A 26032-nucleotide genomic window follows, 5' to 3' on the forward strand; every position below is an offset into this window, starting at 1 on the left:
TCGCTGCCCCGCCGGAGGCACCATGAAAGGGCGCGCATGCGCCCACACTTCCCTGAACATCCCCAACCAATGCGCGCGGCATCGGCCGAATGAGGGGGGTGATTGTAGCACCCCCCTCTGGAAATACCGCCCGCCATAGAGAGAAACCCAATCTATGAAAATCGTTCACCGTGGCTTTCACCGTCTGGAATTGTCGATTGAGGCCAATATTCCGCCCGAGCTGTTCGAACATCTCGACCCGATCCGCGAAGAGGCGGAGGAAGCCCGCAAGAAACGCCTTGTGAGCTATGGCGGGGCAGATTTTGACCTCCTGCCCCACGGCGTGCAGGGCTATCGCTTCGTGCTGCAAGGCGGGCCTCTGAATGTCACATGGTTCTTTAAGGAGCCGAATGCCCGCGATTCTTGGGGCATCCGCATTGTCGTCGGTTCGCTCATGCTGGCAACACAAGGGCTGGGCTATGTCCGGACCCACATCGCGAACACACTGGAACGGCTGGGCGTGCGCTATGGCCCGCGACAGGTCAGCATCGGGCGTACCGACTTTTGCGTCGATATTTTGGCCCCTGAGTTTGAGCTAACGCCGGAGAATTTTGTGATCCACAGCCACACGAACCGCGCGGATCATTTAACGCCAGACGAGCACACCCGCAGTAACGGCAATTCCGGGCGCTTCACCTCTGTGACCGTTGGCAAGACGCCGGGGCGTCAGGTGATCATCTACGACAAGCGCCTCGAAGTCACCGATAAGCGCAAACCGATCTGGTGGGACTTGTGGAATGCCAATCTCAATTCCGAGGGTTTGCCCTCTCTGGACCCAAAAGACCGCTCAGGGAGCCAAATCTGGCGCGTGGAGGTCCGTGCGGGCAAGCGGATCATGAAGGACCGCTGGGGCATCACCACTTGGGAAGATTTCGACGCCAAATTCGGCGACGTGATCTCGGAAGCCTTCGAGAAAATCCGCTATTGTGAGCCGGACCCGACGGACACAAACCGCGCCCGCTGGCCGAACCACGAGATTTGGGATGTCGCCAAGCTGGACGCGGACGAAGACCTGACCGAGCTGCGCAGCCATGTGGGCGCCAGCGCCGTGAAGGAGGTGCACAAGGCCGATCAGATCAAAATGATCCTCGCCCTCACCTTGGGCAATTGCACCACTCTAGCGGCTCTTGAGGGCGTCGAAAGCGACGATCTACAGGGCTACATGCAGGATATGGGCGAGCGGTTGCGGATGGAAATCCAAGCCGACCCCGAGCGCGCCGCCAACAAGCTCAGCAAGGCAAAGGAACGGTATCGGTTTGTGGGGTGATGAAAGGGCGGGTAGCATTTTTTAATGCAATAGATGTTTGAAAGTCTTTAGAAACGCGAGAGATCGTCAATGGTTGACGTGCAGAAAGAAAAAAGACAGCGCATATTTCATGCGCTGTCTCCTGTTCTCCCTCTGATGAGCCTAATCAGAATTGGAAATTCACAGAAAGCTGAAGTGCATGGCTCTCATAATCGTCGCCAAAGGAACCATGATATCCGCCACGCAATGTTGTCTGGGCAGCGGAAGTTGCACTAAGCACACTGGAGAAGCCAAGTTCCAAATCAATCCACTGATTGTCGAACCCATCGACGGGCACAGTTGTCGAGGGCAGACCAACGAAACCTGTCTCAATCAACTGATCGTCACCAGACGTACTGGTCAGCGAGAGCGTACCAGTCAACAGGGTCTCTTGCGTGGACTGCGGTAGGGCATATTCGCCCATGATGCCGACAGAAGCGATGACCACATCGCCATCCTGATCGCCAATGGCAAGGTTCCACGCTCCGGCGCCAGTTTCCTCAAAACCGTCAACCTTCTGCTTGAAATATTCAACCGAGGCCCGCGGTCCATAAGTGAAAGCACCATTCTGGAACAGGTATTTCGCTTTCAGTGCGGCGAAAATCTGAGAACCGTCAGTCTCGCCAACGGCTGTTTCGTCCAATACGTTGCGCGTGCTATCGAAAGACAGGTCCTGATAGCCAAGGACGGCGCTGATGCTCCCGCCTTCGCCAAAGGCTTTGCGTCCGAAAACTGCAATCGACAGGGCATCTGCGTCAACCGAGCCAAGTCCGGACTGCGCGTCAGCCTTGCCCGTACCGCCGCCGACCATGACGCCGAAGCTCAAGGTCGGATCGAGCTGCCATTCGGCCCCCGCGGCAAAGGCATAAGTGTCGACGTCATAGCCGGTCCCATTGGTCGTACGGTCATAACTGGCTGCTCCCCCCCGTGCCGTCACGAAGCCAGAGACATTCTCTCCGAGCAACCAGCCGTTCGGCATGCCTTTTGTCGAAAGCGTTGCCCCTGAGGAGCTGCGATTAACCCCACCTTCCGGCATGGCTGCTGTCATCGCACGGCCCAACTCGTAGGAAAGCGAGTTATAACTGCCGAGGAAGCTAAAGCCGACACTTTCCAGTGCAGCCAATTGGTCCGCCTCATCGAGCGCAAGGATTTCGTCGACCGCAGCCTGATACAGCGCAGCGTTACCGAGATCGAGGTAAGGGATCTCAGCCGCGCCATCGAGCATACCCGCAACCTTGAACTGATATTCTGTGTAGGTCTCATTGACGATATCGGAGAAGACCGGAACGAGTCGTAGAGTGACCTCATTGCCGTCAACATCGCCAAGCTCGATCATGAAGTTCAGGTTCATGTTGCGCAGATCTTCGATGATATCGACGCTGATTAGGCCGTTGGCTTGCATCGCTGCCACGACTTCGTCGGACAGTTCACTTTCGGCAGAGTAGCCGACAGACATACCCAGCTCGGTTTCCAGTGCAGTGATCGCATCAGCATCCACATTGCCGTAGACCCACGCACCGGCACTGACATTGTACCAAGCGATGAGTGCTGGCTCGTCCGCGGTCTCATCGTAGCTCGACATATCAAAAAAGAACCCGTCCGGGACTTGCGTATCGTCCAAGAATCCGTCGCCGAAAAGGTCCGTATATGTACTGCTGCTGGAAATTGCGCCAAGCTCGATCAGCGCGGCCGTCAACTGATCCGTACTCATGACCGCCGACGTGGCGTCGAAGAAACCGGTGTCGCTCTCGTTTCCGCCATCGCCGAACAAGCCATCTGGCAGATTGAATTTGCCGTCGGTGAATTCAACATCAAACAAGGCGGCATAGGTCGGGTCCGTCGTATCGAATGCGACAAAGTCACTGCCTGAGCCGGTGCCGAGTTCAAATTGAAAGCCGAGCATGCGGGCGCCGGTTAGGTTGGACGTCTTACCGAACACGTAATATTCAGTCACGTCACCCGTGCTTTGCGTGCTCAGGCGAATATCCATGCCGTCAGAGCCAGTCAGGCGGGTTTTGATCCGTTTCCCGGAACCTCGCGGGGCATCGCAGCCTTCAAGGTCCGGATTATAGGCCATGAGGCAGTTCAAGATACCATTTGGATTCCCTGTGTTGGAATATTCCGCGCCCGGCTCCTCCGTGAAAGATTGAATGCCGGGTTCGAGAACGCCCTCCGCAGGATCGGCAAAAACATAGCCGTCCCCGGTGACATCGATCACCGGCACCGTGTCGAACGATCCGGCGAATGCCGACGTACCGATCAGAGTACAAATGGCCAAGGGCGCACAGGTTTGAAGTTTCAGAGTTTTAAGGTTCATTTGATCCCCCGCGAGTGATCTTCCCATGAACTGGGAACGTTTTGTGCGTTAAGAGTAACCAGCATAAATCTGAACGAATATGACATGGGCCAAATACGACCACACTTATGCAAATATACGAATGAGTATGGATTGTATACCGACAAGTATGGGTTGCAAGAAAACGATTTTTCCGCAGATTGAGCAAAATGGTTACTATGTTGCGGGGATGCAACGGCTATGGCTTGCCGTTAATTTTATTCACCGGTCACGGTTTTTTTCCACCGCCGACTAGAACCCGGTCCAACTTGAGGACGGACAAGGAAGCGACTCCGATCAACTTCAATAAGAGCGCATTCAAGACAACGCTTGAAATAGTCATTTGAGAATTTGGAAAGCGCGGTCGAGCGACAGAGTATCTGCCGCTCTGAATTCCAGATGGAGGCACCGTTGCTCCCTCGCCACACAGTTTCTTCCCTCTGCATGCTTCCTTATTGCTTCCGGAAAAGAAAGCAGGAACTGATGTGATAGGGCGTCTCTGCCCCTAACCATTTGATCTTACTGGAAGAAAGTGGTGAGCCGTGCAGGATTCGAACCTGCGACCCACTGATTAAAAGTCAGTTGCTCTACCAACTGAGCTAACGGCCCACTCTCTCAGTCTCATCGACTGTCCGGCGCGGTTTAATGTCGTGGGTCAGGACCGTCAAGCGCAAAACTGAGATTTTCTTGGAAAAGGTTCCGACAAGGTTTATATGCCCGCCCATGCAACAGGATTTTGACAGCTCTCGCCGCCTCCCTTTTCTGAAAATGCATGGGCTTGGCAATGACTTCGTGATCGTCGATTCACGGGGGCGGGACGCGATTGTTACCGCTGAACTGGCGCGCGCCGTGGGCGACCGCCATCGTGGCGTCGGTTTCGATCAACTGGCCGAGATTCGGAGCTCGGATGCCGCGGACATTGATCTCGATTTCTGGAACTCCGACGGATCGCGGGCGGGCGCCTGTGGCAACGCCACGCGCTGTGTCGGGCGGTTGATGTTGGATGAGACGGGACAGGACGAGATCACGATCCGTACGGAACGCGGGGTCTTGATCGCCCGGCGTGCGGGCGATGAGGTCTCGGTCAACATGGGTCACCCGCAGCGGATGTGGGACGAGGTGCCGTTGTCGCATCCTGTGGACACTGATTTCCTGCCACTTGACGGCGAGCCTGTTGCGGTGGGCATGGGCAATCCGCATGCGGTGTTCATTGTGCCGGACATTCAAGAGGTGGATGTTGCCGGTTGGGGCAAGCGCGTCGAATACGACCCGCTTTTCCCGCAGCGCACCAATGTGGAATTCGCCGAAGTGCGCGCGCGTGACGAGATCAGAATGCGCGTTTGGGAGCGCGGCACGGGGATCACGCTGGCCTGTGGCTCCGGCGCCTGTGCGACGGCTGTGGCGGCTTCTGTGCGCGGTCTGACGGACAAAAAGGTGCGGATGGAGGTCGATGGTGGCTGGCTGACACTCGATTGGCGCGAGGATGGCGTCTGGATGACTGGTCCGACGCAACTGGTGTTTCAGGCAGAATTCGACGCGTCTTTTCTGGAGCGCGTCTGATGTCCGCCAAACCGCCAATCTTTGCGACACTCGGCTGTCGCCTCAACGCCTATGAAACCGAGGCGATGAAAGAGCTGGCCGAGGCCAATGGGGTCGAGAATGCCGTGGTGGTCAACACCTGTGCGGTGACCGCCGAAGCCGTGCGTAAGGCCCGGCAGGAGATTCGCAAACTGCGGCGCGAAAACCCGGAGGCGAAGATCATCGTCACCGGATGCGCGGCGCAGACGGAGCCGGAGACCTTTGCCACCATGGGCGAGGTCGATCTGGTGATCGGCAATACGGAAAAGATGCAGCCAGAAACCTGGCAGAGCATGGGGCCGAATTTCATCGGCGACACCGAACGGGTGCAGGTCAATGACATCATGTCGGTGACCGAGACCGCCGGGCATCTGATTGACGGCTTCGGACGGCACCGGGCCTATGTGCAGGTGCAAAACGGCTGCGATCACCGCTGTACCTTCTGCATCATTCCCTATGGCCGCGGCAACTCGCGTTCCGTGCCCGCCGGTGTTGTGGTCGATCAGATTAGGCGGCTGGTGGACAAGGGCTTCAACGAAGTGGTGCTCACCGGGGTCGATCTGACCTCTTGGGGCGCGGATTTGCCGGCGATGCCGCGTCTGGGCGATCTGGTGATGCGCATTCTGAAACTGGTGCCGGATCTGCCGCGTCTGCGGATCTCGTCGATCGATTCCATCGAGGCCGACGAGATGCTGATGCAGGCCATCGCCACGGAGCCGCGTTTGATGCCGCATCTGCACCTGTCCTTGCAGCATGGCGACGATCTGATTCTCAAACGCATGGCGCGGCGGCACCTGCGTGACGATGCGATCCGCTTCTGTGAAGAGGCGCGCAAATTGCGGCCCGAGATGACCTTTGGCGCGGATATTATCGCAGGTTTCCCGACGGAGACCGAGGCACAGTTCGAGAATTCGATGAAGCTGGTGACGGATTGTGACCTGACATGGTTGCACGTCTTTCCCTATTCGAAACGCGAAGGTACGCCCGCTGCGAAAATTCCGCGTCAGGTGAATGGCAAGGTGATCCGCGACCGCGCCGCGCGTCTGCGGGCGGTGGGCGACGAACAGGTGCAAAAGCATCTCAAGGCGCAGATCGGGCGCGAGCATGTCATTCTGATGGAAAACCCGCATATGGGCCGGACGGAACAGTTCACCGAGGTGAGCTTTGCGACGGCGCAGGATGAGGGGGCAATCCTCAAAGCGGTGATCACCGGCGTCAAAGGCACGCAGCTGACCGCATGAGACCCATCCTCTATTCCTTCCGCCGCTGTCCCTATGCGATGCGGGCGCGGCTTGCGATTGCTTCGGCGGGGCTCGAGGTGGAGCTTCGTGAAGTGGTGCTCCGCGACAAGCCGCAGGAGATGCTTGCGGCCTCGCCGAAAGGTACCGTGCCCGTGTTGATCACAGAGACGGGTGTGATCGAAGAAAGCCGTGACATCATGGATTGGGCGCTGGCGCAGAATGACCCGGAGGGGCTTCTGGGTATGCCGCCAGAGGGTGAAGACTGGATTGCCCAAATCGAAGGCCCGTTCAAAACCGCGCTGGACCGTTACAAGTATGAGACGCGTTATGAAGGCGTCGAGCCGCTGGTCGAGCGGGAGAAGGCAGCCGCCATTCTGAGACAGGTGGACGGGCTGCTGCGCGAGCGCCCATGGCTCTATGGTGACAGGCCCAGCCTTGCCGATCTGGCCACGATCACCTTCGTGCGACAATTCGCCATGGTGGACCGGGCATGGTTCGATGAGGCGGATTGGCCGGGGGTTCAGGGCTGGTTGGCGAGATTTTTGGCGTCCGGGCGGTTCGCTGAGATTATGGCGAAATATGCAAAATGGCAGCCGGGGGACACGCCTGTGATTTTCCCGGATACCGCACGCGCCTGAAATTCAAAGGAAAAGACGAAATCCGCAAAACATCAACGCATGTTAGCGAATATAGGTATTTTTGAGATATATCTTACCTGTCCCCAAGACACCACACCGCGACAGATCGCGTAGGTTCACAATTCATTGAATGCTAGACGTGGGCGCCTACGCTCGCTAAAACCGCCTGCGAAGGGCTGCGGGAAAACTGCGGCCTCTCATGTATTGGCCGGGGAGGACCGGCCGAAGAAATTGGAGAATTGCAGTGTCCCACGTAGATGAACACGAAGGCACCCGACGCGATTTCCTGTACTACGCCACTGGTGGCGCTGGTGCAGTTGCCGCTGGTGCCGTAGTCTGGCCGCTGGTCAACCAGATGAACCCCTCCGCAGACGTTCAGGCGCTCAGCTCGATCCGCGTTGATATCAGCGGTGTCGAGACGGGCACGCAGCTGACCGTCAAGTGGCGCGGCAAGCCGGTGTTCATCCGTCGTCGTACCCAAGAGGAAATCGACGCGGCGCGCGCGGTGACCATGGACGAGCTGGTCGACCCGATTGCCCGCAACGACAACAAAGACGCGACACTCGACGCCGAAGATCAGAACCGCTCCATGGACGAAGCTGGCGAATGGCTGGTGATGATGGGGGTTTGTACCCACCTCGGCTGTGTGCCGCTGGGCGATGGGGCCGGTGACTTCGGTGGCTGGTTCTGCCCGTGTCACGGTTCTCACTATGATACCTCCGGTCGTATCCGCAAAGGGCCGGCGCCCGAGAACCTCCCGGTTCCGATTGCCGCCTTCGACGGCGACACCGAGATTGTTCTGGGCTAAGGGAGGAACTTATGTCTGGTATTCCGCACGACCATTACGAGCCGAAATCGACCTTTACCAAAGGCGTCGAGAAACGGCTTCCTGTCATCGGCCTGATTTACGACACGCTGATGATCCCGACCCCGAAAAACCTGAACTGGATGTGGATCTGGGGCATCGTCCTCGCATTCTGCCTCGCGCTTCAGATCGTCACCGGTATCGTTCTGGTGATGCATTACACCCCGCATGTCGATCTGGCCTTCGCCTCCGTCGAACACATCATGCGGGACGTGAACGGCGGCCATATGCTGCGCTACCTGCACGCCAATGGCGCGTCGCTCTTCTTCTTCGCCGTGTATCTGCACATTTTCCGCGGTCTCTACTACGGCTCCTACAAGGCGCCGCGTGAGATCACATGGATCATCGGCATGATCATCTACCTCCTGATGATGGCGACCGGTTTCATGGGCTACGTTCTGCCTTGGGGTCAGATGTCCTTCTGGGGCGCGACCGTGATCACCGGCCTCTTCGGCGCAATCCCGTTCATCGGCGAGCCGATCCAGACCTGGCTTCTGGGCGGACCAGCCGTGGACAACGCCACGCTGAACCGCTTCTTCTCGCTGCACTACCTCCTGCCCTTCGTGATCGCAGGTCTGGTGATCGTGCACATCTGGGCGTTCCATAACACCGGCAACAACAACCCCACGGGTGTTGAAGTGCGCCGCACCTCGAAAGCCGAAGCGGAAAAAGACACGCTGCCGTTCTGGCCGTATTTCGTGATCAAAGACCTCTTCGCCCTGGGCGTGGTCCTGATCGCCTTCTTCGCGGTTGTCGGTTTCATGCCGAACTACCTCGGCCACCCGGACAACTACATCGAAGCCAACCCGCTTTCGACGCCGGCTCACATCGTGCCGGAATGGTACTTCCTGCCGTTCTACGCGATTCTGCGCGCTTTCACCGCAGACGTTTGGGCCGTGCAAGTCGTGTCCTTCCTCACCGGCGGCATCGTCGATGCGAAGTTCTTCGGTGTGCTCGCCATGTTCGGCGCCATCATCGCCATGGCTCTCGTGCCGTGGCTGGACACGTCGTCCGTGCGTTCGGGCAAATACCGCCCGAGCTTCAAATGGTGGTTCTGGCTTCTCGCTATCGACTTCGTCGTGCTGATGTGGGTGGGCGCCATGCCGACCGACGGCATCTACCCGTATATCTCGCTGATCGGTGCAACCTATTGGTTCGCCTACTTCTTCGTGATCCTCCCGCTTCTGGGTGTGCTCGAAAAACCGGCCCCGCTGCCGGCCTCCATCGAAGAAGATTTCGCGTCCCACTACCCGGGCGCGGCAGAGTGAGAAAGGAAACAGGGACAATGATCAAGAACCTCACCCTCTCCGCCCTCACCGCTTTGGGTCTTTCTGCCACGGCCGCTCTGGCCGCGGGCGAAGGCGGGCATATCCATGACGTGGACTTCTCCTTTGAAGGCCCGTTTGGCAAATACGACCAGATGCAGCTTCAGCGCGGTCTTCAGATTTACACTGAGGTCTGCTCCTCCTGCCACGGCATGAAATTCGTGCCGATCCGCACCCTCGCGGATGAAGGTGGTCCGCGGCTTCCCGAAGATCAGGTGCGCGCCTACGCGTCCCAGCTTTTCGTGGCAGACGAAGCCGCCAACATGCATCTCTTCGACTATGAAGAAGGCGCCGCGCGTCCGCTGACCGAGAACGACCACTTCCCGGCCAACGAATCGCAAAACGCGCCGGATCTGTCGCTGATGGCGAAGGCGCGCGCGGGCTTCCACGGCCCGGCGGGCCTCGGGATCAACCAGTTCCTCAAAGGCATTGGTGGCCCCGAGTACATCGTCGCCATTCTCACCGGTTACACCGGCGAGGAAAAAGTCGAAGCGGGCACCACCTATTACGAGAACACCGCGTTCTCGACCGGTTGGATCGCCATGGCCCCGCCGCTCTACGGTGAGGACGTCGAATTTGCCGACGGTCACTCCAACGAGCTGCACCACGAGGCCGAAGACGTCGCCGCCTTCCTGATGTGGGCGGCTGAGCCCAAGATGATGGCGCGCAAGAAGGCCGGTTTCGTGGCCGTGACCTTCCTTGTGATCCTGACTTCGCTTTTGTACCTGACGAACAAAAAGCTTTGGGCTCCGCACAAAGGTAAAAAGACCTCGCTCTGAGTTCGCGTTGGTTTGACATAGAAAGCGCCCCGATTTGGGGCGCTTTTTTCATGGTCCAATGTAGGCTTTGAGCCCTTGTGGCGGATCGGCTTTCATCTCCGCCCAGTCTCGTGGCGGCTGGCAGTGCCCGTCCTCGATCCAGATCACCAGATCGGCGAAGCGGTCCACATCCGGGATGTCATGAGTGACCATCAACATCGTCGCGCCAAGTTTTTCGCTGACCTCTTTGGCGAGACCGATCATCTCGCCCCGCATCGCCGGTCCCAGCGCAGAAAAGGGTTCGTCCAACAGGATCAGAGGCTTTTCTTGCACCAAGACGCGCGCGAGCGCGACACGGCTCTGTTGTCCGCCCGAAAGCTCCGCAGGGCGGCGTGCTTCCATTCTGGCAAGACCGACGGCACTGAGCGCCTCGGACACGCGCTCTTGCTCCGCTTTGCTCAGACGCAGGTTGGGCTTGATCCCAAGCCCAACATTTTGCGCCGCCGTCATATGGGCAAACAGGTTGTTGTCCTGAAACAGATGCGAGATCGGCCGCTCGTGGGGCAGGGCCTGCGTCACGTCCTTCCTGTCCCAAAGCAGTGCGCCCGCGTCCGGCACCTCGAACCCACCGATCAGCGACAACAGAGTGGATTTTCCCGCGCCCGATGGGCCGATAATGGCGACACGCGCCCCATCGGGGATCGAAAAGTCGCCGGAGAGAGTGAAATCACCCTGTGTCAGGCGGATGGATCGAAGCTCAAGCACGGCGTCTCCCCCAAAGATCGAAGATGTAAAACAGAGCCAAACTCAGCCCCAAAAGCAGCAAAGCCGCGCCCATCGCCTGGTCCATGCGATAGGACCCCATGAGACGATAGATTTGCAACGGCAGCGTCGCCGCCTCCGGGCGGGCGAAGAGGGCTATCACGCCCAAATCCCCCATCGAAAGGGCCGCGGCAAGACCCGCAGAAAACCCCATAGGCACACGCAGGCGCGGCAAAAGAACGAGCCGAACCCGGCTTAATCCGGTCAAACCAAGACTGTCGGAGAGGCGCCCGTAGTCGCGCTCCGCCCCGGCTAAAGCCGGTCCCAAGGCGCGCAAGATGAAGGGCATCGACATGACGGCATTGACCAGCGCCGTGATCGGCAAGGCCCAATCGGCAGGGTCGGTGATGGCAAAGAGCACGATGTAAAGCCCTGTGCCCATCACCAGCGGCGAGGCGGCGATGGAGGACATGCCAATAATCTCAAGACTGCGAAACCGCAGCGCGGCGAGCGCCAAGGTCAGTGACATGATGATCGCCAGAAACGCCGAGCCGATGGCCGTCAAAATCGAGCGCAGGGCCGCAGACCAGACCGAGGTGGGCAGGTCCAAAAGCCCCGGCGCGCCACGCAGGGTAATCGCCAGCAAGGGTGTCAGAAGAAAGAGACTGATCAGGCCAACCCAAATGACATCGAGCGCCCGCGCAGTGCCATTGCGGACATCGAAGCGTTGCACCACGCGATGAAGCCCACCCGATCCCATCTGTGGCACGCGAAATTTCAAAGAGGCAGCCGCCGCAACAGCGCAGATCACCACTTGGATCAGGGCCAAAAGCGAGGCTTTGCCGAGGTTGAAGTCATAGCGAAACGCCTCGTAGATCGCGAGCTCGACCGTGGTCGCCTTGGGCCCGCCACCAAAGGTGAGCGCGATGGCAAAAGAGGTGGTGCAGATCAGGAAAATGACGGTGAAGGCGCCGGGCACGATCTCTTTGAGCATCGGCAGTTCGAGGTGACGAAAGATGTCACGCGGGCCGAAATGGAGCGAGGAGGCGAGACGGAATCTTTCCGCCGGAATGGCGCCCCACCCCTGAAGCAGAAGCCGGGTCGCCAGAGGCAGGTTGAAAAACACATGCGCCAACACGACGCCGTGAAATCCGTAGATTGAAATAGGCTCTAATCCAGCCCAGTTCAGCGCAATAGAGACAAATCCCGCATTGCCGAAAACAGCCGTCAAGCCGAGGATCGCCACGATGGTCGGCAAGATAAAAGGCGCGCCCAAAAGCGTGATCAACAGGCCTCGGCCCGGAAAGCTGCGTCGGGCCAAGGCACGTGCGGCGGGGATGGCGAAGAGCACGGAGAGCCCGGCGGACAACAGCGCTTGCACCACCGTGAAGCGCACCGCCATCCAGTCAAAACGGGAGAGGGCGGAAAAGCTTTCCGCCCGTAACGCCACCGCCCCCAATGTCCCAAAGCTCAAGGCGGCGACCAAAGCCGCCGCGATGAGGCCGGGCCAGAGGGTTACTGAGAAAACGCGCTGCGCCATTCGGCAATCGCTTCATCCCGCAGGGCTGCGGCTTCGTCTTCTCCCAGAAGGATCGCCTTGTCGGGATAGTTCAGCTGCGAAAACTCCTCCGGCCATTGCTCTTTCGGAAGCGCGGAAGGATAGGACCAATTGGCGGTCGGGATGATGTTTTGGAACGCGGGAGACAGGACGAAATTCATAAACTGATCCGCCAACTCCGGCTGATCCGTACCTGCGAGTTTCGCGGTCAGTTCGACGGACATGTAATGCCCTTCGTCGAAGAGGGCTGCGGATTTGGTCTCATCCCCCTCGGCGATGATGTGATAGGCCGGGGAAACGGTGTAGGAGAGCACCATATCGACCTGACCGTCGGTGAACATGCCGTAGGCCTCCGACCAGCCTTTGGTCACGGTGGTCACCTTGGGCGCCAGTTTGGTCCAGGCCGCTTCGACCTCATCGCCAAAGACCTCATGCCCCCAAAGCACCAGAGTTAGACCCGAACTCGAGGTGCGCGGGTCTTGGATGGCGATTTTCCAATCCTCGTCGGAATTCACCAACTCATGAAAGGACTTGGGCGGATTGGTGATTTTCGTGTTGTCATAGACGAAAGCCGCGAAAGACCAATCGAAGGGCAAAAACGTCTCGTCGGTCCACGCAATCGGCATGGTCAAGGGCGACAGGTCCACGCCGTGGGGTGCGAACAGACCGGTGTCGCGGGCCTGTTTCATCGCATCCACATTGATGCCGATCGCGACATCGGCTTTGGTGCGTTTGCCTTCAAGGCGAAGGCGCGGAAGGACATCGCCGGTGATATACTCAAGCTCGCAATCGCATTCTTCCTCGAAGGCCGCCTTGATCGCGGGGCCGGGGCCCCATTCGGAGGCGAAATAATCTGGGGCGTAAACGGTGAGAGTGTCTGCCTGCGCAGAGGTTGCGGCCAGCAAGGCCGCGAGGGTCAATCCATATTTCATGGCTCGCTCCATCATAAAATGGGCGAAGAAAAAGGTCGCGTGTGGAACATCGCTGATACCTTCCCTCCGCCGGTGTTAGCCGGTTCAGGTTCAACGGGTTCGCGTTCGCATCTCAGCCGTGTCTGGCACGGGCACCCCGAGGTAGGGGCGAAGCTAGTGATCCATCGCGAAAAGTACAAGCCCAATAGAAGGGCGCCGTCAGATAACAGGTCTTTGAAGGCGAAGACATGGACCCCAACTCAGCTTCACCATAGTCTGACACCAATATTTGGGGAGGATGCTATGAAGATCGCGAGTGTTGTGTTTGTCGGAGCCATGGCCCTGGCTGCCCCGGTTTTCGCCAATTCTGTGCCGGCCGGTTTCAGTACGAAGGTCATGTGCGAGGGCCTTGCGGGACGCGCAGGGTTTGCCGATGAGGCCGCTATTCTCGAGATGGATGGGCGTGTCGTGACTGTGCCGCAAACGATCTCCGCCTCCGGCGCGCGTTATGAGAATGAAGCCGAAGGGGTGCTGTTCTGGATCAAGGGCGATCAGGCGCTTTTGGGCTGGAATGGGGTCGAAATGGACTGTTCGCTCATTGGGTCCGAGGCGCCTTGGGTGGCGCGCGGCAATGAGCCGGGCTGGCGTGTCTCGGTGAGTGAAGGCCAGATGCAGGCTGAATTGGACTATGGCGAAACCGTCATTGAAAGCGCGTGGCCTTTGGCGCAAGTGCATGACGAAGGGCTACTCTATCAGACGGATGGGCTTGATCTCTTGGTGTCGCCTCAGCTTTGCCATGATGACATGTCCGGACAGGCCTATCCGGAAACTGTGACCCTGACTCGAGGCGTGACCTCATTTCATGGCTGTGCGGGGGAGGCGGTGGATCTATTGAATGGGCCTGAGTGGCAGATCGAGGATATCGCGGGCACGGGTGTGATTGACGCAAGCCACGCGACGCTGGTGTTCGACGGTGAACGGGTTTCTGGTTCGACCGGGTGCAATCGCTTCACGGGTGGAGTTGAGCTGACTGGCGAGGGGCTGTCTTTTGCACCGCTGGCTGTGACCCGAATGATGTGCCCGGAGGCCCTGATGCAGCAGGAAGCGCATGTGTTGGAGGCTCTGTCCAAAGTGGATCGCTTCGACATCGACGAGTCCGGTGCGCTTGTGCTCTTTGGCCAGGGTGAGGCGCTGATCACGGCACGCCGCTAATGCAAAACGCCGCCCCGAATGGAGGCGGCGTTTATGTCTTTTGAGCTGGATTAAAGCCTTATTGTGCGTCTTCCGGCAGTATGCGCACCCCGCCTTTGTCCGCCGCAGAGGCCAGCATCGCATAGGCCTTGAGCGCGGTGGAGACGGCGCGCGGACGCGGGGCCGCAGGTTTCCACGGCAGCGGGCCTTTCTCTTCGCGACGGGCCGCGAGTACGGCGTCATCGACCTTGAGCTGGATCGAACGGTTCGGGATGTCGATCTCGACCGTATCGCCGGTTTCCACCAGCCCGATCAAACCACCCTCAGCCGCCTCGGGGGAGACGTGGCCAATCGAGAGACCCGAGGTGCCGCCAGAGAACCGGCCATCCGTCAAAAGCGCGCATTTTTTGCCCAGACCTTTGGATTTCAAGTACGACGTCGGGTAGAGCATCTCCTGCATACCGGGACCGCCTTGCGGCCCCTCGTAGCGGATGATGACCACTTCGCCTGCCTGCACTTCGCGGGTCAACACGCCGTTCACCGCATCGTCTTGCGACTCGTATACGCGGGCGGTGCCAGTGAATTTCAGGATGCTTTCATCCACACCCGCCGTTTTCACGATACAGCCACGCTCGGCGATGTTGCCGAACAGAACGGCCAGACCGCCGTCTTTCGAGAAGGCATGTTCCACAGAGCGGATCACGCCATTTTCGCGGTCGGTGTCGAGTTCCTTGTAGCGGTTCTCGGTCGAAAACGCCTGAGTCGTGCGCACGCCGCCCGGGGCCGCTTTGAAAAGCTGTTCGGCCTCGGGATTGTTCGCAACCGTGATGTCCCATTGGGCAATCGCCGCCGCCATCGTGTCGCTGTGCACGGTGCGGACATCGCCATGCAGCAAGCCGCCACGATGCATCTCGCCCAGGATGGAGAAAATGCCGCCAGCGCGGTGCACGTCTTCCATATGGACGTTGTGGATGTTCGGCGCGACTTTGCAGAGGCAGGGGACCTTGCGCGACAGGCGGTCGATGTCTTGCATGGTGAAATTCACCTTGCCCTCATAGGCGATGGCCAAGAGGTGCAGCACCGTATTCGTGGACCCGCCCATAGCGATGTCGAGGGACATGGCGTTCTCAAACGCTTCGAAGGTCGCGATCTCACGCGGAAGGTAGCCCGGAAGCTCCTCTTCGTAGTGCTTCTTGGTGATCTCGACGATCTTGCGCCCGGCCTCAAGGAACAGGTTCTTACGATCCGCATGGGTCGCCAGCGTCGAGCCGTTGCCCGGAAGGGCCAGACCCAGCGCCTCGGCCAGGCAGTTCATCGAGTTGGCGGTGAACATGCCAGAACACGACCCGCAGGTCGGGCAGGCGTTCTGTTCAAATGCGTCGACCTGTTCGTCGGTATATTGATCATCGGCGGCGGCAACCATCGCATCGACGAGGTCCACAGCGCGCTCGAGATCGCCGATCTGCACCTTACCGGCCTCCATCGGACCGCCGGAAACAAAGATCACCGGGATGTTGAGGCGCATCGCGGCCATCATCATGCCGGGGGTGATTTTATCGCAGTTGGAGATACAGACCATGGCGTCCGCGCAATGGGCGTTCACCATATACTCCACCGAATCCGCGATGATTTCGCGCGAGGGCAGGGAGTAGAGCATCCCGTCATGGCCCATGGCGATGCCGTCATCGACCGCAATGGTGTTGAATTCTTTCGCCACACCGCCCGCGTTTTCAATCTCGCGCGCCACCATCTGGCCGAGGTCCTTGAGATGGACGTGGCCGGGTACGAATTGCGTGAACGAGTTCACGACCGCGATGATCGGCTTGCCGAAATCTCCATCGGTCATGCCGGTCGCGCGCCAAAGGCCGCGGGCACCGGCCATGTTCCGGCCATGGGTCGAGCGGCGGGATCTGTAATGAGGCATGGTGTTGGCTTTCTGTAACGTCATATGAGCCGCCTATGGGGCGGGTTGACGTTGCATAAGGCTTTCGGCGCGACATTTCCAGTCACGACCGCATGTGCGCAGATGAATAATGTTGCTTGAATCGAGGCCGATCCGGTGATCCGGCGCTTAGATCAGCTTTTTCTTGCGTTTGAGCGTGTCGCCAAATTCAAGAGAGGGTTCGAGCGTGACGATCTCACCGCCTGCTGCGTTTTCATCTTCGACCCGTTTGGCGATGATCTGCGCCGCAGCGCGTCCGATCTCGGCGCGGCAGGCGTCCATCGTCGCCAATTTGCGCGGCAGACCATCAAGGAATTCGATGCCGTTGAACCCCGCAAGGCCGATGTCCCCCGGCACGTCGATGCCGTTGTCGAGGCAATACATCAGCCCGCCAGCACCGATCATATCATTGGAGTAATAAAGGAAATCCAACGGATCTTCTTCGTTGCGCTTGAGAATGGTCTCGGTCATCTCACGGCCTTTTTTAAGCGCGGAGCCGCCGGAGTAGAATTCGCTGTCGGCGATTTCGAGACCGGATTTCGCGAGCACTTCGGTGAACCCCTCGAAACGTTTGCGGGCGCGGTGGTCGAGCGGCATTTTGGTGCCGAGAAACCCGATCCGTTTGTAGCCGGCATCAATGATGGCCTGTGCCATTTTGCGACCGGCACGGCGGTGCGAGATACCAACTGCGGCGTCGATCGCCTCGCCGTCTGTGTCCATGATTTCCACGATCGGAATGCCCGCCGCGGCCATCATCGCCTTGGACGCTTCGGTGTGTTCCAACCCTGCAATAATCACGCCGGAGGGACGCCAGGACAGCATCTGGTAGAGCACCGCCTCTTCGCGTTCGGGTTTGTAATTTGTGATGCCGACGACGGGCTGAAGTTCAGTGTCTTCGAGCACCTCATTGATGCCGGTCATGACCTCGGGGAACACCATGTTGGACATTGAAGGGATGATCACGGCCACAAGGTTCACGCGCGAGGAGGCGAGCGCACCTGCGATTTTGTTCGGCACGTAGCCAAGTTCGCGGGCGGCTTCCAAAACCTTTGTCCGGGTGGCCTCGGACACATCTCCCCGATTGCGGAGCACACGGCTGACGGTCATTTCAGAGACGCCGGAGGCCTCAGAGACGTCTCGCAGCGTGAGCGGCCGTTTCGACGGTGTATTTCCTGAACCCTGTGACATGGCCTGACCCTCTGAACTGATTGTAATTCCTGTCAGTCTACACCATAAAACCGCCTTGTCCATCTGGCGTCGCGGAAAATTGTTAACGCTAACATGTTTTCCTGTGCGCGCTATCGGACTTACCCCGCGCGGTTTGAGAAAACTGTGCGTATTTGGTCGAGCGCACAGAGTTTGCCTTAACGGGACCCTATTTCGATTTCTCAGCAGCAAGGTGCGCCTCAACCCTTGTGCCTCGGTATACCGCAAGGCTAAGAATCAGATGTGGCCCCGTGGCTCAACTGGATAGAGCAGCCCCCTCCTAAGGGGCAGGTTGCAGGTTCGAATCCTGCCGGGGTCACCATATTGCGAGGATCGAGTACGAGGGACACTTTCTAAGGAACGAATTGGCCGGACTGAATTGGATGCGCGGTATCGCTGCGATGCTCGTTATGTTGTCGCATGCCCGTCCAATGTTCTTCGAGAACTATGATCGCATTGCTGGTGCTTCGGGGTATCTGGTCGCCGGTTCTGCACACAATCGATCTCATCCGGAAGATGATCGTGGAGTGACGATCTGATCAAGCGTTTTGCGCGTCTATGGACTGTCATGATCCCGGCATTGCTTTTTACGGCTGTTCTGGACCTGGTCGGGCAATACTACTTGGGTTCAGATTTTTATGTAGGCGCATATCCGGAATTTTATAGCGGGCCATCGGCCGGCGGGCAATTTGACGTGACTATATTTCTTGGGAATGCCGTTTTTCTTCAGGAAATCTTGGTTCTGGCATTCGGAAGCAATGGCCCGCTGTGGAGTATCAGCTATGAGTTCTGGTATTATATCTTGTTTTCGATTGCTCTGCTTGCCCTGTATCTCACGCATTTTCCGACGCTTGCGCTGCTATCCGCTTTTCGGGGGAACTACCGAAGCCAGTCACTTTCAGAGGGTTGGCCGCTTTTTGTGTTGTGGCTTGTGCTTTCCGGTTTCGTTGCTGTGGTCTTTTGGTACATTTTTGAGCGGAATACCGGAAAAGTGAGGGTGGTTTTCCACAAGGCCTACCAAGCGACCCTCGGCACGCGGCAGAAAAAGGGTGGTTCTTCTCTGTGATGCGTTTGGGCATGTCTTTGCGGGAGCGGTGACAAGACCAGCGTTCACAAATTTAAGGCTGTATTGCCGCAGTCACCCAGGTTGTGAGCGGAAGAGGTAAGCGCAATCACACCATTTTAATGACATCGCGCGGACAGGACAGCATGTAGCCTTTGCGGGCGATGTTTTTCACCAAAAGCTCGCTGACCATCTGATTCCCAAGCGTATCGCGCAGGCGTTTGATCCGCGTCGCACCAGCGGCCTCATCGCAATCGGCGGAGTTACGACCCGAAATCACCGCTTCGATCTCGGCGCCGGACAGGACGTCATCGTCGAGACGCGCTTCGGCCAGAACGGAGAGGGTTTCAATCGCCGCAGGGGTCAGTTTGAATTCCATGTTGTTCAGGTAAACCGTGTTCTCCGTGCGCGAGATCAACAGGGACGACACCTCGATCCCGCGTTTTTCGATCTCGCTCATGCGTTTGTTGAGCGCGATGATCACCACGAGAAAGACGAGAGCGGCGATCAGCAAAGCAGTCGCAAAGACCAAGAGGACAAAGATCACCATGCGGTAGGAATTGAGCACACCAGAAAAGGACGTCCCCGATTGCGCGAGGATTTCGAGCAATTTGATTTCCGCCTGTGTGGTCAGATCGTTCTCGACGAAAATCCGTTCGACCCGCGTGTTGAAGGCGTTCGCGTCCGGCAGGTTCACGAAAAGCAATACGGCAGCGATCAAGAGGATCGTGACGATCGCCACGATGCCATAGATCGCCACACGCGACACTTTGCGGCTGTCAGTATCGGAGGAAATAGTCGCCAGCATCGGCTTTGACCTCGCCCAGTTTCTCTTCGGGGATCATCGCCACGATGGAGAGAAGATGCCAGCCCTCTTTCTCAAGCCGCGGCCCGATCGCCTGCGCCGCCGCGTCTTTCGAACACTGAGACTCGCCCACCTCGGCCACGCCGAAGTGCAGCTTGAGCGGATTGTCACGCTTGGCTTTGTAGCTGGCGTAACAGGAGGCGCTGGCCAGACCGGGCAGGGTGGCGAGCGCAACAATGAGGGGGAGAAGGTGCTTTTTCATGCTCGCGATCCTGTGAGTTTTGCGGTTGTTATTCAATAGCAAAGCCGGTTTTTCCGCCTGCTATCCAATGACAGGCCGCTGTTATTGAGCGATTTTCCGAAAACCGGCCATCACCGTCCCATCAACGTGCTCAGCCCACAAAAAGGCGGGCCGCAGGCTTTGAAAGGACGACCGATGAGACTGACCAAATTCACCGCAGGGCTGCTTGCGCTTTCCATTGCCACCGCTGGCATTTCCGCCGCGCCGGCCCGTGCCGGAGACAATGACGCCGCTTTGGCGCTGGGTGGGCTTTTGACGCTCTTCGTGATCGGCAAGGCGCTGGATGGCAAAAACGACGACAAGGTTACCGTCACCCAGCCACATCCCGATAAGGATCGCGCCCCTGGGCGGGACTGGGGGCATGACTATCGTATTCCGAACCAATGTGTCGTGAGTGCGGGCTATGGCAACAAACACCGCTTGGTGGCTTTGGAACGCTGTATCGAACGTCAAGCCCCGAAGAACGCCCGTGCGCATTTGCCCCGGGCCTGCGAGACCCGCGTTCATACCCGTCAGGGCAAAAAGGACGCCTACGATGTCGGTTGTCTGAACAATTTTGGCTACCGCATCGAGCGGGATCGCGTTCACGACCGTTACCGCGACCAAGGATACGTCCGTCGCTGAGTTCTTAAAAAATCGAGCAGATACGCGGTTTCATGTCCCCATGTGTCGCGTCAACTTGCGGGTGGGTTCATGCGTCCCACCCGCTTTTTTCTTGCGCCTCTGTCCGGCTTCGGCTTCACAGGGGTATGACAAAACCGATCCCTGATTACAGTTTCGAAGAGGCCGCCCAACGGCGTGGCTACACCCGTATCGTTGGCGTGGATGAGGTGGGGCGTGGCCCTCTGGCCGGTCCCGTGGTGGCCGCTGCCGTCTGGCTCGATCCGGCGCACATCCCCGAAGGGCTCAACGATTCCAAAGCCCTGACGGCGAAGCGGCGCGAAGTGCTTTACGATGAGATTTTCACCAAGGCCGATGTCTCCATCGCGTCGTGTTCCGTCGAGGAAATCGACGAGATCAACATCCTTCAGGCGTCCTTGCGGGCCATGGAGCGGGCGGTGGCCGGGCTCAAGGTCAAGGCGGACTATGTGCTGGTCGATGGCAACAAGGTGCCGCCGGCGTTTGGGCTCGATGCTGAGGCCATCGTCAAAGGGGACGCACGGTCTTTGTCGATTTCGGCGGCCTCAATTGTGGCCAAAATATGGCGGGATCGCCTCATGGTGGATTTGGCGCAACAGTACCCCGGCTATGGCTGGGAGAAAAACGCTGGTTACGGGACCAAGGTGCATCTCGAGGGCTTGCGAGATTTTGGTGTGACCCCGCTCCATAGACGTTCGTTCAAACCCGTGCACAATATCTTGTATCAAGACAAAAACGTAAGTGACTGATTCGAAAAAGAAATTGACTGAGAATCAGCAATGACTCATCTTGAGACCCATAAATGACGTCAAAAATGACGCGTTAAAACGACGTCCCATAAGGGGCGCGCTATGAGGCAGAAGATGAAAACAACGATCCGTAAGGGGGCGAATTCGCTCCCGCTCAATGAGATATTGTCTGGTGATTGCATCGAGGTGATGAACGCGCTTCCCGAGGAAAGCGTCGACCTGATTTTCGCCGACCCGCCCTATAACCTGCAACTGCGGGGCGATCTGCATCGTCCGGACAATTCCAAGGTGGATGCGGTCGATGACGCTTGGGATCAATTCGACAGTTTCAAGGTTTATGACGATTTCACCCGCGAGTGGCTCAAGGCCGCGCGGCGCATCCTCAAGCCGAATGGTGCGATCTGGGTGATCGGGTCCTATCACAACGTTTTCCGCCTCGGGGCCGAGCTTCAGAATCAGGGCTACTGGATTTTGAACGACGTCGTGTGGCGCAAATCCAATCCGATGCCGAACTTCCGGGGCAAGCGCCTGACCAACGCCCATGAGACGCTGATCTGGGCGTCGAAGGCAGAGGCCGCGAAATACACGTTCAACTACGAAGCGCTAAAATCTCTGAACGAGGGCATCCAGATGCGCTCCGATTGGGTTCTGCCGATCTGTAACGGTGGCGAGCGCTTGAAAGACGACAATGGCGACAAGGCCCACCCGACGCAAAAGCCCGAAAGCCTGTTGCATCGTGTGATCGTCGGCACCACCAATCCGGGCGACGTGATCCTCGATCCGTTCTTCGGCACCGGCACCACCGGGGCTGTCGCCAAGATGCTCGGCCGTGAGTTCATCGGCATCGAGCGCGAAGAGAAATACCGCGAGGTGGCCGCCAAACGCATCGCTTCCGTGCGCAAATTCGACAAGGACGCGCTGCGTGTCTCGACCTCGAAACGCGCCGAGCCGCGTGTGCCGTTCGGTCAGCTTGTCGAACGAGGCATGCTGCGTCCGGGTGAGGAACTTGTCTCCATGAATGGTCGCCGCACCGCGAAAGTGCGTGCCGACGGGACGCTGGTCGCAAATGATGTGAAGGGCTCGATCCACCAGGTTGGCGCGCACCTCGAAGGTGCGCCCTCGTGCAACGGCTGGACCTATTGGACCTTCAAACGCGATGGCAAACACGTCCCGATTGACGTGCTGCGCCAGCAAATCCGCGCGGAGATGCAGTAAGTCTCTCAATAGAATTTAAAGTTACCGCCTGGTGCCTGCGGCCTGACTTCGCGGCACCACCTTCTGCCCCGCTGTCTTATCAGCGGGGCTTTTTTTGTCCCAGTTTGACTTGGATTAGAGCCGAGGCAGCGGGTTGGTGCCGTTTTTATAGGGCTCCCAATCGGCAAATGTCGCCAGATCGGGATAGTAGCGCTTGCGCCAGGCTTTGACTTTCGGGTTCATCATCCGGCGCCAGACGGGTGGCACCATCGCAGCCACGCCCATGACCGTATAACCGTAGGGGAGCTGCGGCGCTTCGGTCTCGTCGTAATTCTGCAAGAGCGGAAAGCGACGGTCGGGTTTGTAATGGTGATCCGAATGGCGTTGCAGATTGATCAGCAACCAATTCGTCGCCATATGCGCTGCGTTCCAGCTATGATGCGGTTTCACATGCTCGTATTTGCCGTCGCCCAGATGCCGCCGGGTGAGGCCGTAGTGTTCGACGTAATTGGTGAGTTCCAGCTGCCAAATCGCCACGATAGCTTGCCAGACAAAGAGCAACAGCCCCGGCACACCGCCGATCAGCGTGGCAAAGATCAGCATCAGGATCTGTAGCGTCCAATAGCGGAAATGCGGGTTGCGCGGATGCCAGGCCGACAAGCCTTTGCGCGCGAGCAGTGCCTTTTCTGCCTCCCAGGCAGAGCGCGGACATTCGCGCAGCACCCGGAAGAAATAATGATGAAATCCCTCATTGTAGAGCGCCGTCACCGCATCGCGCCGCGTGCCGACATGTTTGTGGTGGACCAGCAAATGTTCGGTGCGGAAATGCGAATAAAGGACAGAGGCCAACAAAAGATCGCCCAGCCAGCGTTCCATGTTGTTACGTTGGTGGCAAAGCTCATGGGCATAGACCATGCCGGTTGTCCCCGAAGACACGCCAAGACCAAAGAACACCACGAGAGTTTCCAGCACAGAGAGGTGATCCGTATGGGTCACGAACCAGATCAGCCCAAAGATGTTTACGAATTGCACCGGGAACCAGATGATGGTGATGGCACGATACCAGAAAAGCTCGCTTTCGGCTGTGTTCGGGTCTGGATTGTCGGTGTTGAGCCCCAGAATTCCGTCGAGAAATCCGAACATGTACCAAGCGTAAAGCGGGACGATAATGACCGTCCAGCCTCCGACAGTCGCACCCAGCCAGATCAAGGGCACAAGGGTGAGCGACAGCCAAAAGGGGATCGCATTTCGGAAACTGATTTGGGCCATATTCATCGGATCAAACTTTCAGAGGCCGGGGAGGATGCACTAATCCTCTAGGCTCTGAGAGGCGAGGTCAAATGCCTTTCGCATCACGGTCGGAAGATCGGAGGCGCGAAAGGCGTTTGGCCCCCTCAACGCGAGCACTTCGGGCGGATTTGTCACATCTTTCGCGGCATGAACGGTGAGAATCAGATGGAAATGCGTGAAGGTATGTCGCACCTCGCCAAGCTCGATCCAATCGCCCTCGAAAGGCGCCTCTTTCGGGTGCTCTTCCTGCCATTCCGTGCCTGGCCAGCCGAGCATCCCCCCCAATAGCCCCTTCTCTGGCCGTTTCTCCAACACCCATTCACCGCGCGATGTGCGCCCGACATAGGCGTGGCCATGCCGGGTGGGTTTCGGTTTTTTGGGTGTTTTCTGAGGGAAACGAGCCGCATCTCCGGCTTTTCGGGCTCCGCAATTCTCTATCAGCGGACAAATCGCACAGGTCGGCGATTTTGGGGTGCAGATCGTCGCCCCCAAATCCATCATCGCCTGCGCGTAGTCTCCGGGGCGCTCTTTTGGCGTTAATCTGTCGGCCAATTCGGTCAGCTCAGCCTTTGCGGCGGGAAGCGGTGTTTCGACCCGAAACAGGCGCGAAACGACCCTTTCGACATTGCCGTCCACGACCGTTTCGGACTGATCAAAGGCGATGGAGGCAATGGCCGCAGAGGTATAGGGACCGACACCGGGAAGCGATTGCAATTCGACACGTGTTCGGGGGAATTCGCCCTGATAGTCATCCCGGATCACGCGGGCACACTTCAACAGATTGCGCGCCCGGGCATAGTACCCAAGGCCTGCCCATTCACCCATCACAGTCTCATCTTCGGCATTTGCGAGATCAATGACGGTGAGCCAAAGCGTGGTGAACCGTTCGAAATAGGATTTCACGGCGGCCACGGTTGTCTGTTGCAACATGATCTCCGACATCCAGACCCGATACGGATCGGGCGTGATGCCACGCGCGCGATCCGAGGGCGAAATGCGCCAAGGCAAGACGCGCGCATGAACATCGTACCACGCCAAAAGTTGCGCCGCGATATCGCCGTGTTTCATGTCGTCACGCAATCTTTAGGTCCTGTCATCTGCTTTCTTCTGGCGTGTTGCGCCTATGGCAATAGAATAGGACCCACAAGCAGAGAAACCAGACGGGAAATCATGACCGAGGCGCAACCATATGTAAAAAGACGCAAGAAGGGGTTCGAGAGAACCGCCAGTCTTTTGCAGCGCCGTATTCAGGAAGCGTCCGAATCCCGAGGATTTTCTCAATCCAAGCTGCTCACGCATTGGGAAGAAAGCGTCGGACCGGAGATTGCGGCCATGTCGCGCCCCGTCAAAGTGTCCTACGCCAAGGGCGGTTTCGGGGCCACGCTCACGCTTTTGACCACCGGGGCCTATGCGCCGATGCTTCAGGCCGAACTTCCAAAGATTCGCAACCGTGTGAATGCCGTCTATGGCCACAATGCCATCAGCCACATTCGCATCACACAAACTGCTCCGATGGGATTTTCTGAGGGACGCGCCGTCTTCGAGGCCCCAAAAAACAAAGCCAAACCGCAAGTGACGCCGGAGGCCCAGGCGCAGGCCAAATCCCTCGCCGATGGGGTTCATGATAAGGCTCTGCGTCAGGCGCTTGAGAAATTCGCCGGGACATTCCTGACCCGACATAGCACGACAACAAAGGAAAACTGATGAATCGCCGCACCTTCATGATCACCACCGCCATGGCTACACTCGGTGGCGCGCTTTTGCTGAACCCCTCTGCCGTCACGAATTTCATCGTGTCCCCGGCAGCGGCTCAGGATGCCGATAGCTCCGGGATCGCCGATCTGGTCCTGGGGGATGCAGATGCGCCGATCGAATTGATCGAATACGCCTCCTACACCTGCCCGCATTGCGCGACTTTCCACACAGCCGTGTTCGAGCCGTTGAAGAAAGACTATATCGACACCGGCAAGGTGAAGTTCGTGTATCGCGAAGTCTACTTTGACAAATTCGGCCTTTGGGCCTCGATGGTTGCGCGATGTGGTGGAGAAATGCGCTATTTCGGTGTGCAGAAGATGCTGTTCGACGAACAAGCCGAGTGGCTTGCGGGTGGCAAGGACACGATGGAAATCGTCGAAAACCTGCGCAAGATCGGCAAGCGTGCCGGCCTGACCGACGAGAACCTCGACGCCTGTTTGAATGACGGCCAAATGGCGGAACAGCTCTACGCGAAATTCACCAAAGAGGTCGAAGAATACGACATCAACGCCACGCCGACGCTGGTGATCGATGGTGAGAAACATTCGAACATGAGCTACGCGGATCTCAAGGAAATCCTGGACGCGAAACTCGAGGGCTAA

25 protein-coding genes, 2 tRNA genes and 1 riboswitch are annotated in these 26032 nt (G+C 58.1%); of the genes, 16 read left to right on the forward strand and 11 right to left on the reverse strand.

The window, feature by feature from the left end:
* Positions 1–154 precede the first annotated feature (154 nt).
* Positions 155–1306: a hypothetical protein gene (locus HCZ23_RS08405; RefSeq protein ID WP_167601274.1), complete on the forward strand. Its 1152-nt coding sequence runs from the start codon at positions 155–157 to the stop codon at positions 1304–1306.
* A gap of 145 nt (positions 1307–1451) precedes the next feature.
* On the opposite strand, the gene HCZ23_RS08410 is transcribed toward HCZ23_RS08405, so the two are convergent.
* Both HCZ23_RS08410 and HCZ23_RS08415 read right to left on the reverse strand, forming a co-directional pair.
* Positions 1452–3641 (reverse strand): choice-of-anchor F family protein, encoded by a 2190-nt coding sequence (locus HCZ23_RS08410; RefSeq protein WP_167601275.1) that lies wholly within the window; start codon positions 3639–3641, stop codon positions 1452–1454.
* Between the two features lie 551 nt (positions 3642–4192).
* Positions 4193–4268 (reverse strand) — tRNA-Lys (locus HCZ23_RS08415).
* A gap of 114 nt (positions 4269–4382) precedes the next feature.
* Here HCZ23_RS08415 and dapF point away from each other — a divergent pair.
* The 6 genes from dapF to HCZ23_RS08445 all read left to right on the forward strand — a co-directional run bounded on the left by dapF (position 4383) and on the right by HCZ23_RS08445 (position 10085).
* Positions 4383–5219: a diaminopimelate epimerase gene (dapF, locus tag HCZ23_RS08420; protein WP_167601276.1), complete on the forward strand. Its 837-nt coding sequence runs from the start codon at positions 4383–4385 to the stop codon at positions 5217–5219.
* Positions 5219–6478, forward strand: coding sequence for a tRNA (N(6)-L-threonylcarbamoyladenosine(37)-C(2))-methylthiotransferase MtaB (gene mtaB, locus HCZ23_RS08425; RefSeq protein WP_167601277.1), 1260 nt, complete (start codon positions 5219–5221; stop codon positions 6476–6478). Before dapF ends, mtaB begins: the two co-directional genes overlap by 1 nt.
* Positions 6475–7116, forward strand: coding sequence for a glutathione S-transferase (locus tag HCZ23_RS08430; RefSeq protein WP_167601278.1), 642 nt, complete (start codon positions 6475–6477; stop codon positions 7114–7116). The genes mtaB and HCZ23_RS08430 overlap by 4 nt, the downstream gene beginning before the upstream one ends.
* Positions 7117–7360: 244 nt before the next feature.
* Complete coding sequence (petA, locus tag HCZ23_RS08435) at positions 7361–7924, forward strand: ubiquinol-cytochrome c reductase iron-sulfur subunit (RefSeq protein WP_167601279.1); 564 nt, start codon at positions 7361–7363, stop codon at positions 7922–7924.
* 11 nt (positions 7925–7935) lie between these two features.
* Positions 7936–9249: a cytochrome b gene (petB, locus tag HCZ23_RS08440; protein WP_167601280.1), complete on the forward strand. Its 1314-nt coding sequence runs from the start codon at positions 7936–7938 to the stop codon at positions 9247–9249.
* Positions 9250–9266: 17 nt separating this feature from the next.
* Positions 9267–10085: a cytochrome c1 gene (locus HCZ23_RS08445; protein WP_167601281.1), complete on the forward strand. Its 819-nt coding sequence runs from the start codon at positions 9267–9269 to the stop codon at positions 10083–10085.
* A 48-nt stretch (positions 10086–10133) separates the two neighbouring features.
* Here the strand turns inward: HCZ23_RS08445 and HCZ23_RS08450 are convergent, their stop codons facing one another.
* Genes HCZ23_RS08450 through thiB form a run of 3 tightly spaced genes read right to left on the reverse strand, consistent with a single transcriptional unit; the run spans position 10134 to position 13316 of the window.
* On the reverse strand, positions 10134–10829 hold the full coding sequence (locus HCZ23_RS08450; protein WP_167601282.1) for an ATP-binding cassette domain-containing protein: 696 nt from the start codon (positions 10827–10829) through the stop codon (positions 10134–10136).
* Complete coding sequence (locus HCZ23_RS08455; protein ID WP_167601283.1) at positions 10822–12366, reverse strand: thiamine/thiamine pyrophosphate ABC transporter permease ThiP; 1545 nt, start codon at positions 12364–12366, stop codon at positions 10822–10824. Before HCZ23_RS08455 ends, HCZ23_RS08450 begins: the two co-directional genes overlap by 8 nt.
* The gene (thiB, locus tag HCZ23_RS08460; protein WP_167601284.1) at positions 12342–13316 is read right to left on the reverse strand and encodes a thiamine ABC transporter substrate binding subunit; all 975 of its coding nucleotides are present in this window, start codon (positions 13314–13316) and stop codon (positions 12342–12344) included. Before thiB ends, HCZ23_RS08455 begins: the two co-directional genes overlap by 25 nt.
* A gap of 44 nt (positions 13317–13360) precedes the next feature.
* A riboswitch (TPP riboswitch) is annotated at positions 13361–13465 on the reverse strand.
* Positions 13466–13598: 133 nt separating this feature from the next.
* Here thiB and HCZ23_RS08465 point away from each other — a divergent pair.
* Positions 13599–14507 carry an META domain-containing protein gene (locus tag HCZ23_RS08465; RefSeq protein ID WP_167601285.1) on the forward strand — a complete coding sequence of 303 codons (909 nt, stop codon included), beginning with the start codon at positions 13599–13601 and terminating at the stop codon, positions 14505–14507.
* A gap of 58 nt (positions 14508–14565) precedes the next feature.
* Here the strand turns inward: HCZ23_RS08465 and ilvD are convergent, their stop codons facing one another.
* On the reverse strand, positions 14566–16410 hold the full coding sequence (gene ilvD / locus HCZ23_RS08470; RefSeq protein ID WP_167601286.1) for a dihydroxy-acid dehydratase: 1845 nt from the start codon (positions 16408–16410) through the stop codon (positions 14566–14568).
* 147 nt (positions 16411–16557) lie between these two features.
* Complete coding sequence (locus HCZ23_RS08475) at positions 16558–17616, reverse strand: LacI family DNA-binding transcriptional regulator (RefSeq protein ID WP_167601287.1); 1059 nt, start codon at positions 17614–17616, stop codon at positions 16558–16560.
* A gap of 263 nt (positions 17617–17879) precedes the next feature.
* Here HCZ23_RS08475 and HCZ23_RS08480 point away from each other — a divergent pair.
* The 3 genes from HCZ23_RS08480 to HCZ23_RS08490 all read left to right on the forward strand — a co-directional run bounded on the left by HCZ23_RS08480 (position 17880) and on the right by HCZ23_RS08490 (position 18700).
* Positions 17880–17956: transfer RNA gene (locus HCZ23_RS08480), tRNA-Arg, on the forward strand.
* 61 nt (positions 17957–18017) lie between these two features.
* Positions 18018–18173 carry a hypothetical protein gene (locus tag HCZ23_RS08485; RefSeq protein WP_167601288.1) on the forward strand — a complete coding sequence of 52 codons (156 nt, stop codon included), beginning with the start codon at positions 18018–18020 and terminating at the stop codon, positions 18171–18173.
* 29 nt (positions 18174–18202) lie between these two features.
* Positions 18203–18700, forward strand: a complete 498-nt coding sequence (locus HCZ23_RS08490) for a hypothetical protein (RefSeq protein ID WP_167601289.1) — start codon at positions 18203–18205, stop codon at positions 18698–18700.
* A gap of 106 nt (positions 18701–18806) precedes the next feature.
* Here HCZ23_RS08490 and HCZ23_RS08495 read toward each other — a convergent pair whose 3' ends face one another.
* Together HCZ23_RS08495 and HCZ23_RS08500 are read right to left on the reverse strand one after the other, a co-directional pair.
* Complete coding sequence (locus tag HCZ23_RS08495; RefSeq protein ID WP_167601290.1) at positions 18807–19505, reverse strand: hypothetical protein; 699 nt, start codon at positions 19503–19505, stop codon at positions 18807–18809.
* Positions 19477–19764 carry a hypothetical protein gene (locus HCZ23_RS08500; RefSeq protein ID WP_167601291.1) on the reverse strand — a complete coding sequence of 96 codons (288 nt, stop codon included), beginning with the start codon at positions 19762–19764 and terminating at the stop codon, positions 19477–19479. The genes HCZ23_RS08495 and HCZ23_RS08500 overlap by 29 nt, the downstream gene beginning before the upstream one ends.
* A gap of 174 nt (positions 19765–19938) precedes the next feature.
* Here HCZ23_RS08500 and HCZ23_RS08505 point away from each other — a divergent pair, with 174 nt between their 5' ends.
* The 3 genes from HCZ23_RS08505 to HCZ23_RS08515 all read left to right on the forward strand — a co-directional run bounded on the left by HCZ23_RS08505 (position 19939) and on the right by HCZ23_RS08515 (position 22406).
* Positions 19939–20427 carry a hypothetical protein gene (locus HCZ23_RS08505; RefSeq protein ID WP_167601292.1) on the forward strand — a complete coding sequence of 163 codons (489 nt, stop codon included), beginning with the start codon at positions 19939–19941 and terminating at the stop codon, positions 20425–20427.
* Between the two features lie 125 nt (positions 20428–20552).
* Positions 20553–21191, forward strand: coding sequence for a ribonuclease HII (locus HCZ23_RS08510; protein ID WP_167601293.1), 639 nt, complete (start codon positions 20553–20555; stop codon positions 21189–21191).
* A gap of 114 nt (positions 21192–21305) precedes the next feature.
* The gene (locus HCZ23_RS08515; RefSeq protein WP_167601294.1) at positions 21306–22406 is read left to right on the forward strand and encodes a site-specific DNA-methyltransferase; all 1101 of its coding nucleotides are present in this window, start codon (positions 21306–21308) and stop codon (positions 22404–22406) included.
* A gap of 114 nt (positions 22407–22520) precedes the next feature.
* Here HCZ23_RS08515 and HCZ23_RS08520 read toward each other — a convergent pair whose 3' ends face one another.
* Positions 22521–23660, reverse strand: a complete 1140-nt coding sequence (locus HCZ23_RS08520) for an alkane 1-monooxygenase (RefSeq protein ID WP_167601295.1) — start codon at positions 23658–23660, stop codon at positions 22521–22523.
* A 33-nt stretch (positions 23661–23693) separates the two neighbouring features.
* Complete coding sequence (gene mutY / locus HCZ23_RS08525) at positions 23694–24743, reverse strand: A/G-specific adenine glycosylase (protein WP_167601398.1); 1050 nt, start codon at positions 24741–24743, stop codon at positions 23694–23696.
* A 102-nt stretch (positions 24744–24845) separates the two neighbouring features.
* Here mutY and HCZ23_RS08530 point away from each other — a divergent pair, with 102 nt between their 5' ends.
* Both HCZ23_RS08530 and HCZ23_RS08535 read left to right on the forward strand, forming a co-directional pair.
* Complete coding sequence (locus tag HCZ23_RS08530) at positions 24846–25379, forward strand: DUF721 domain-containing protein (RefSeq protein ID WP_167601296.1); 534 nt, start codon at positions 24846–24848, stop codon at positions 25377–25379.
* Entirely contained in the window at positions 25379–26032 is a 654-nt protein-coding gene (locus tag HCZ23_RS08535; RefSeq protein WP_167601297.1) for a DsbA family protein, read from the forward strand. The genes HCZ23_RS08530 and HCZ23_RS08535 overlap by 1 nt, the downstream gene beginning before the upstream one ends.

It is taken from the genome of Celeribacter sp. HF31, assembly GCF_011806455.1.
In the GTDB taxonomy this organism is placed as follows: Bacteria; Pseudomonadota; Alphaproteobacteria; order Rhodobacterales; family Rhodobacteraceae; genus Celeribacter.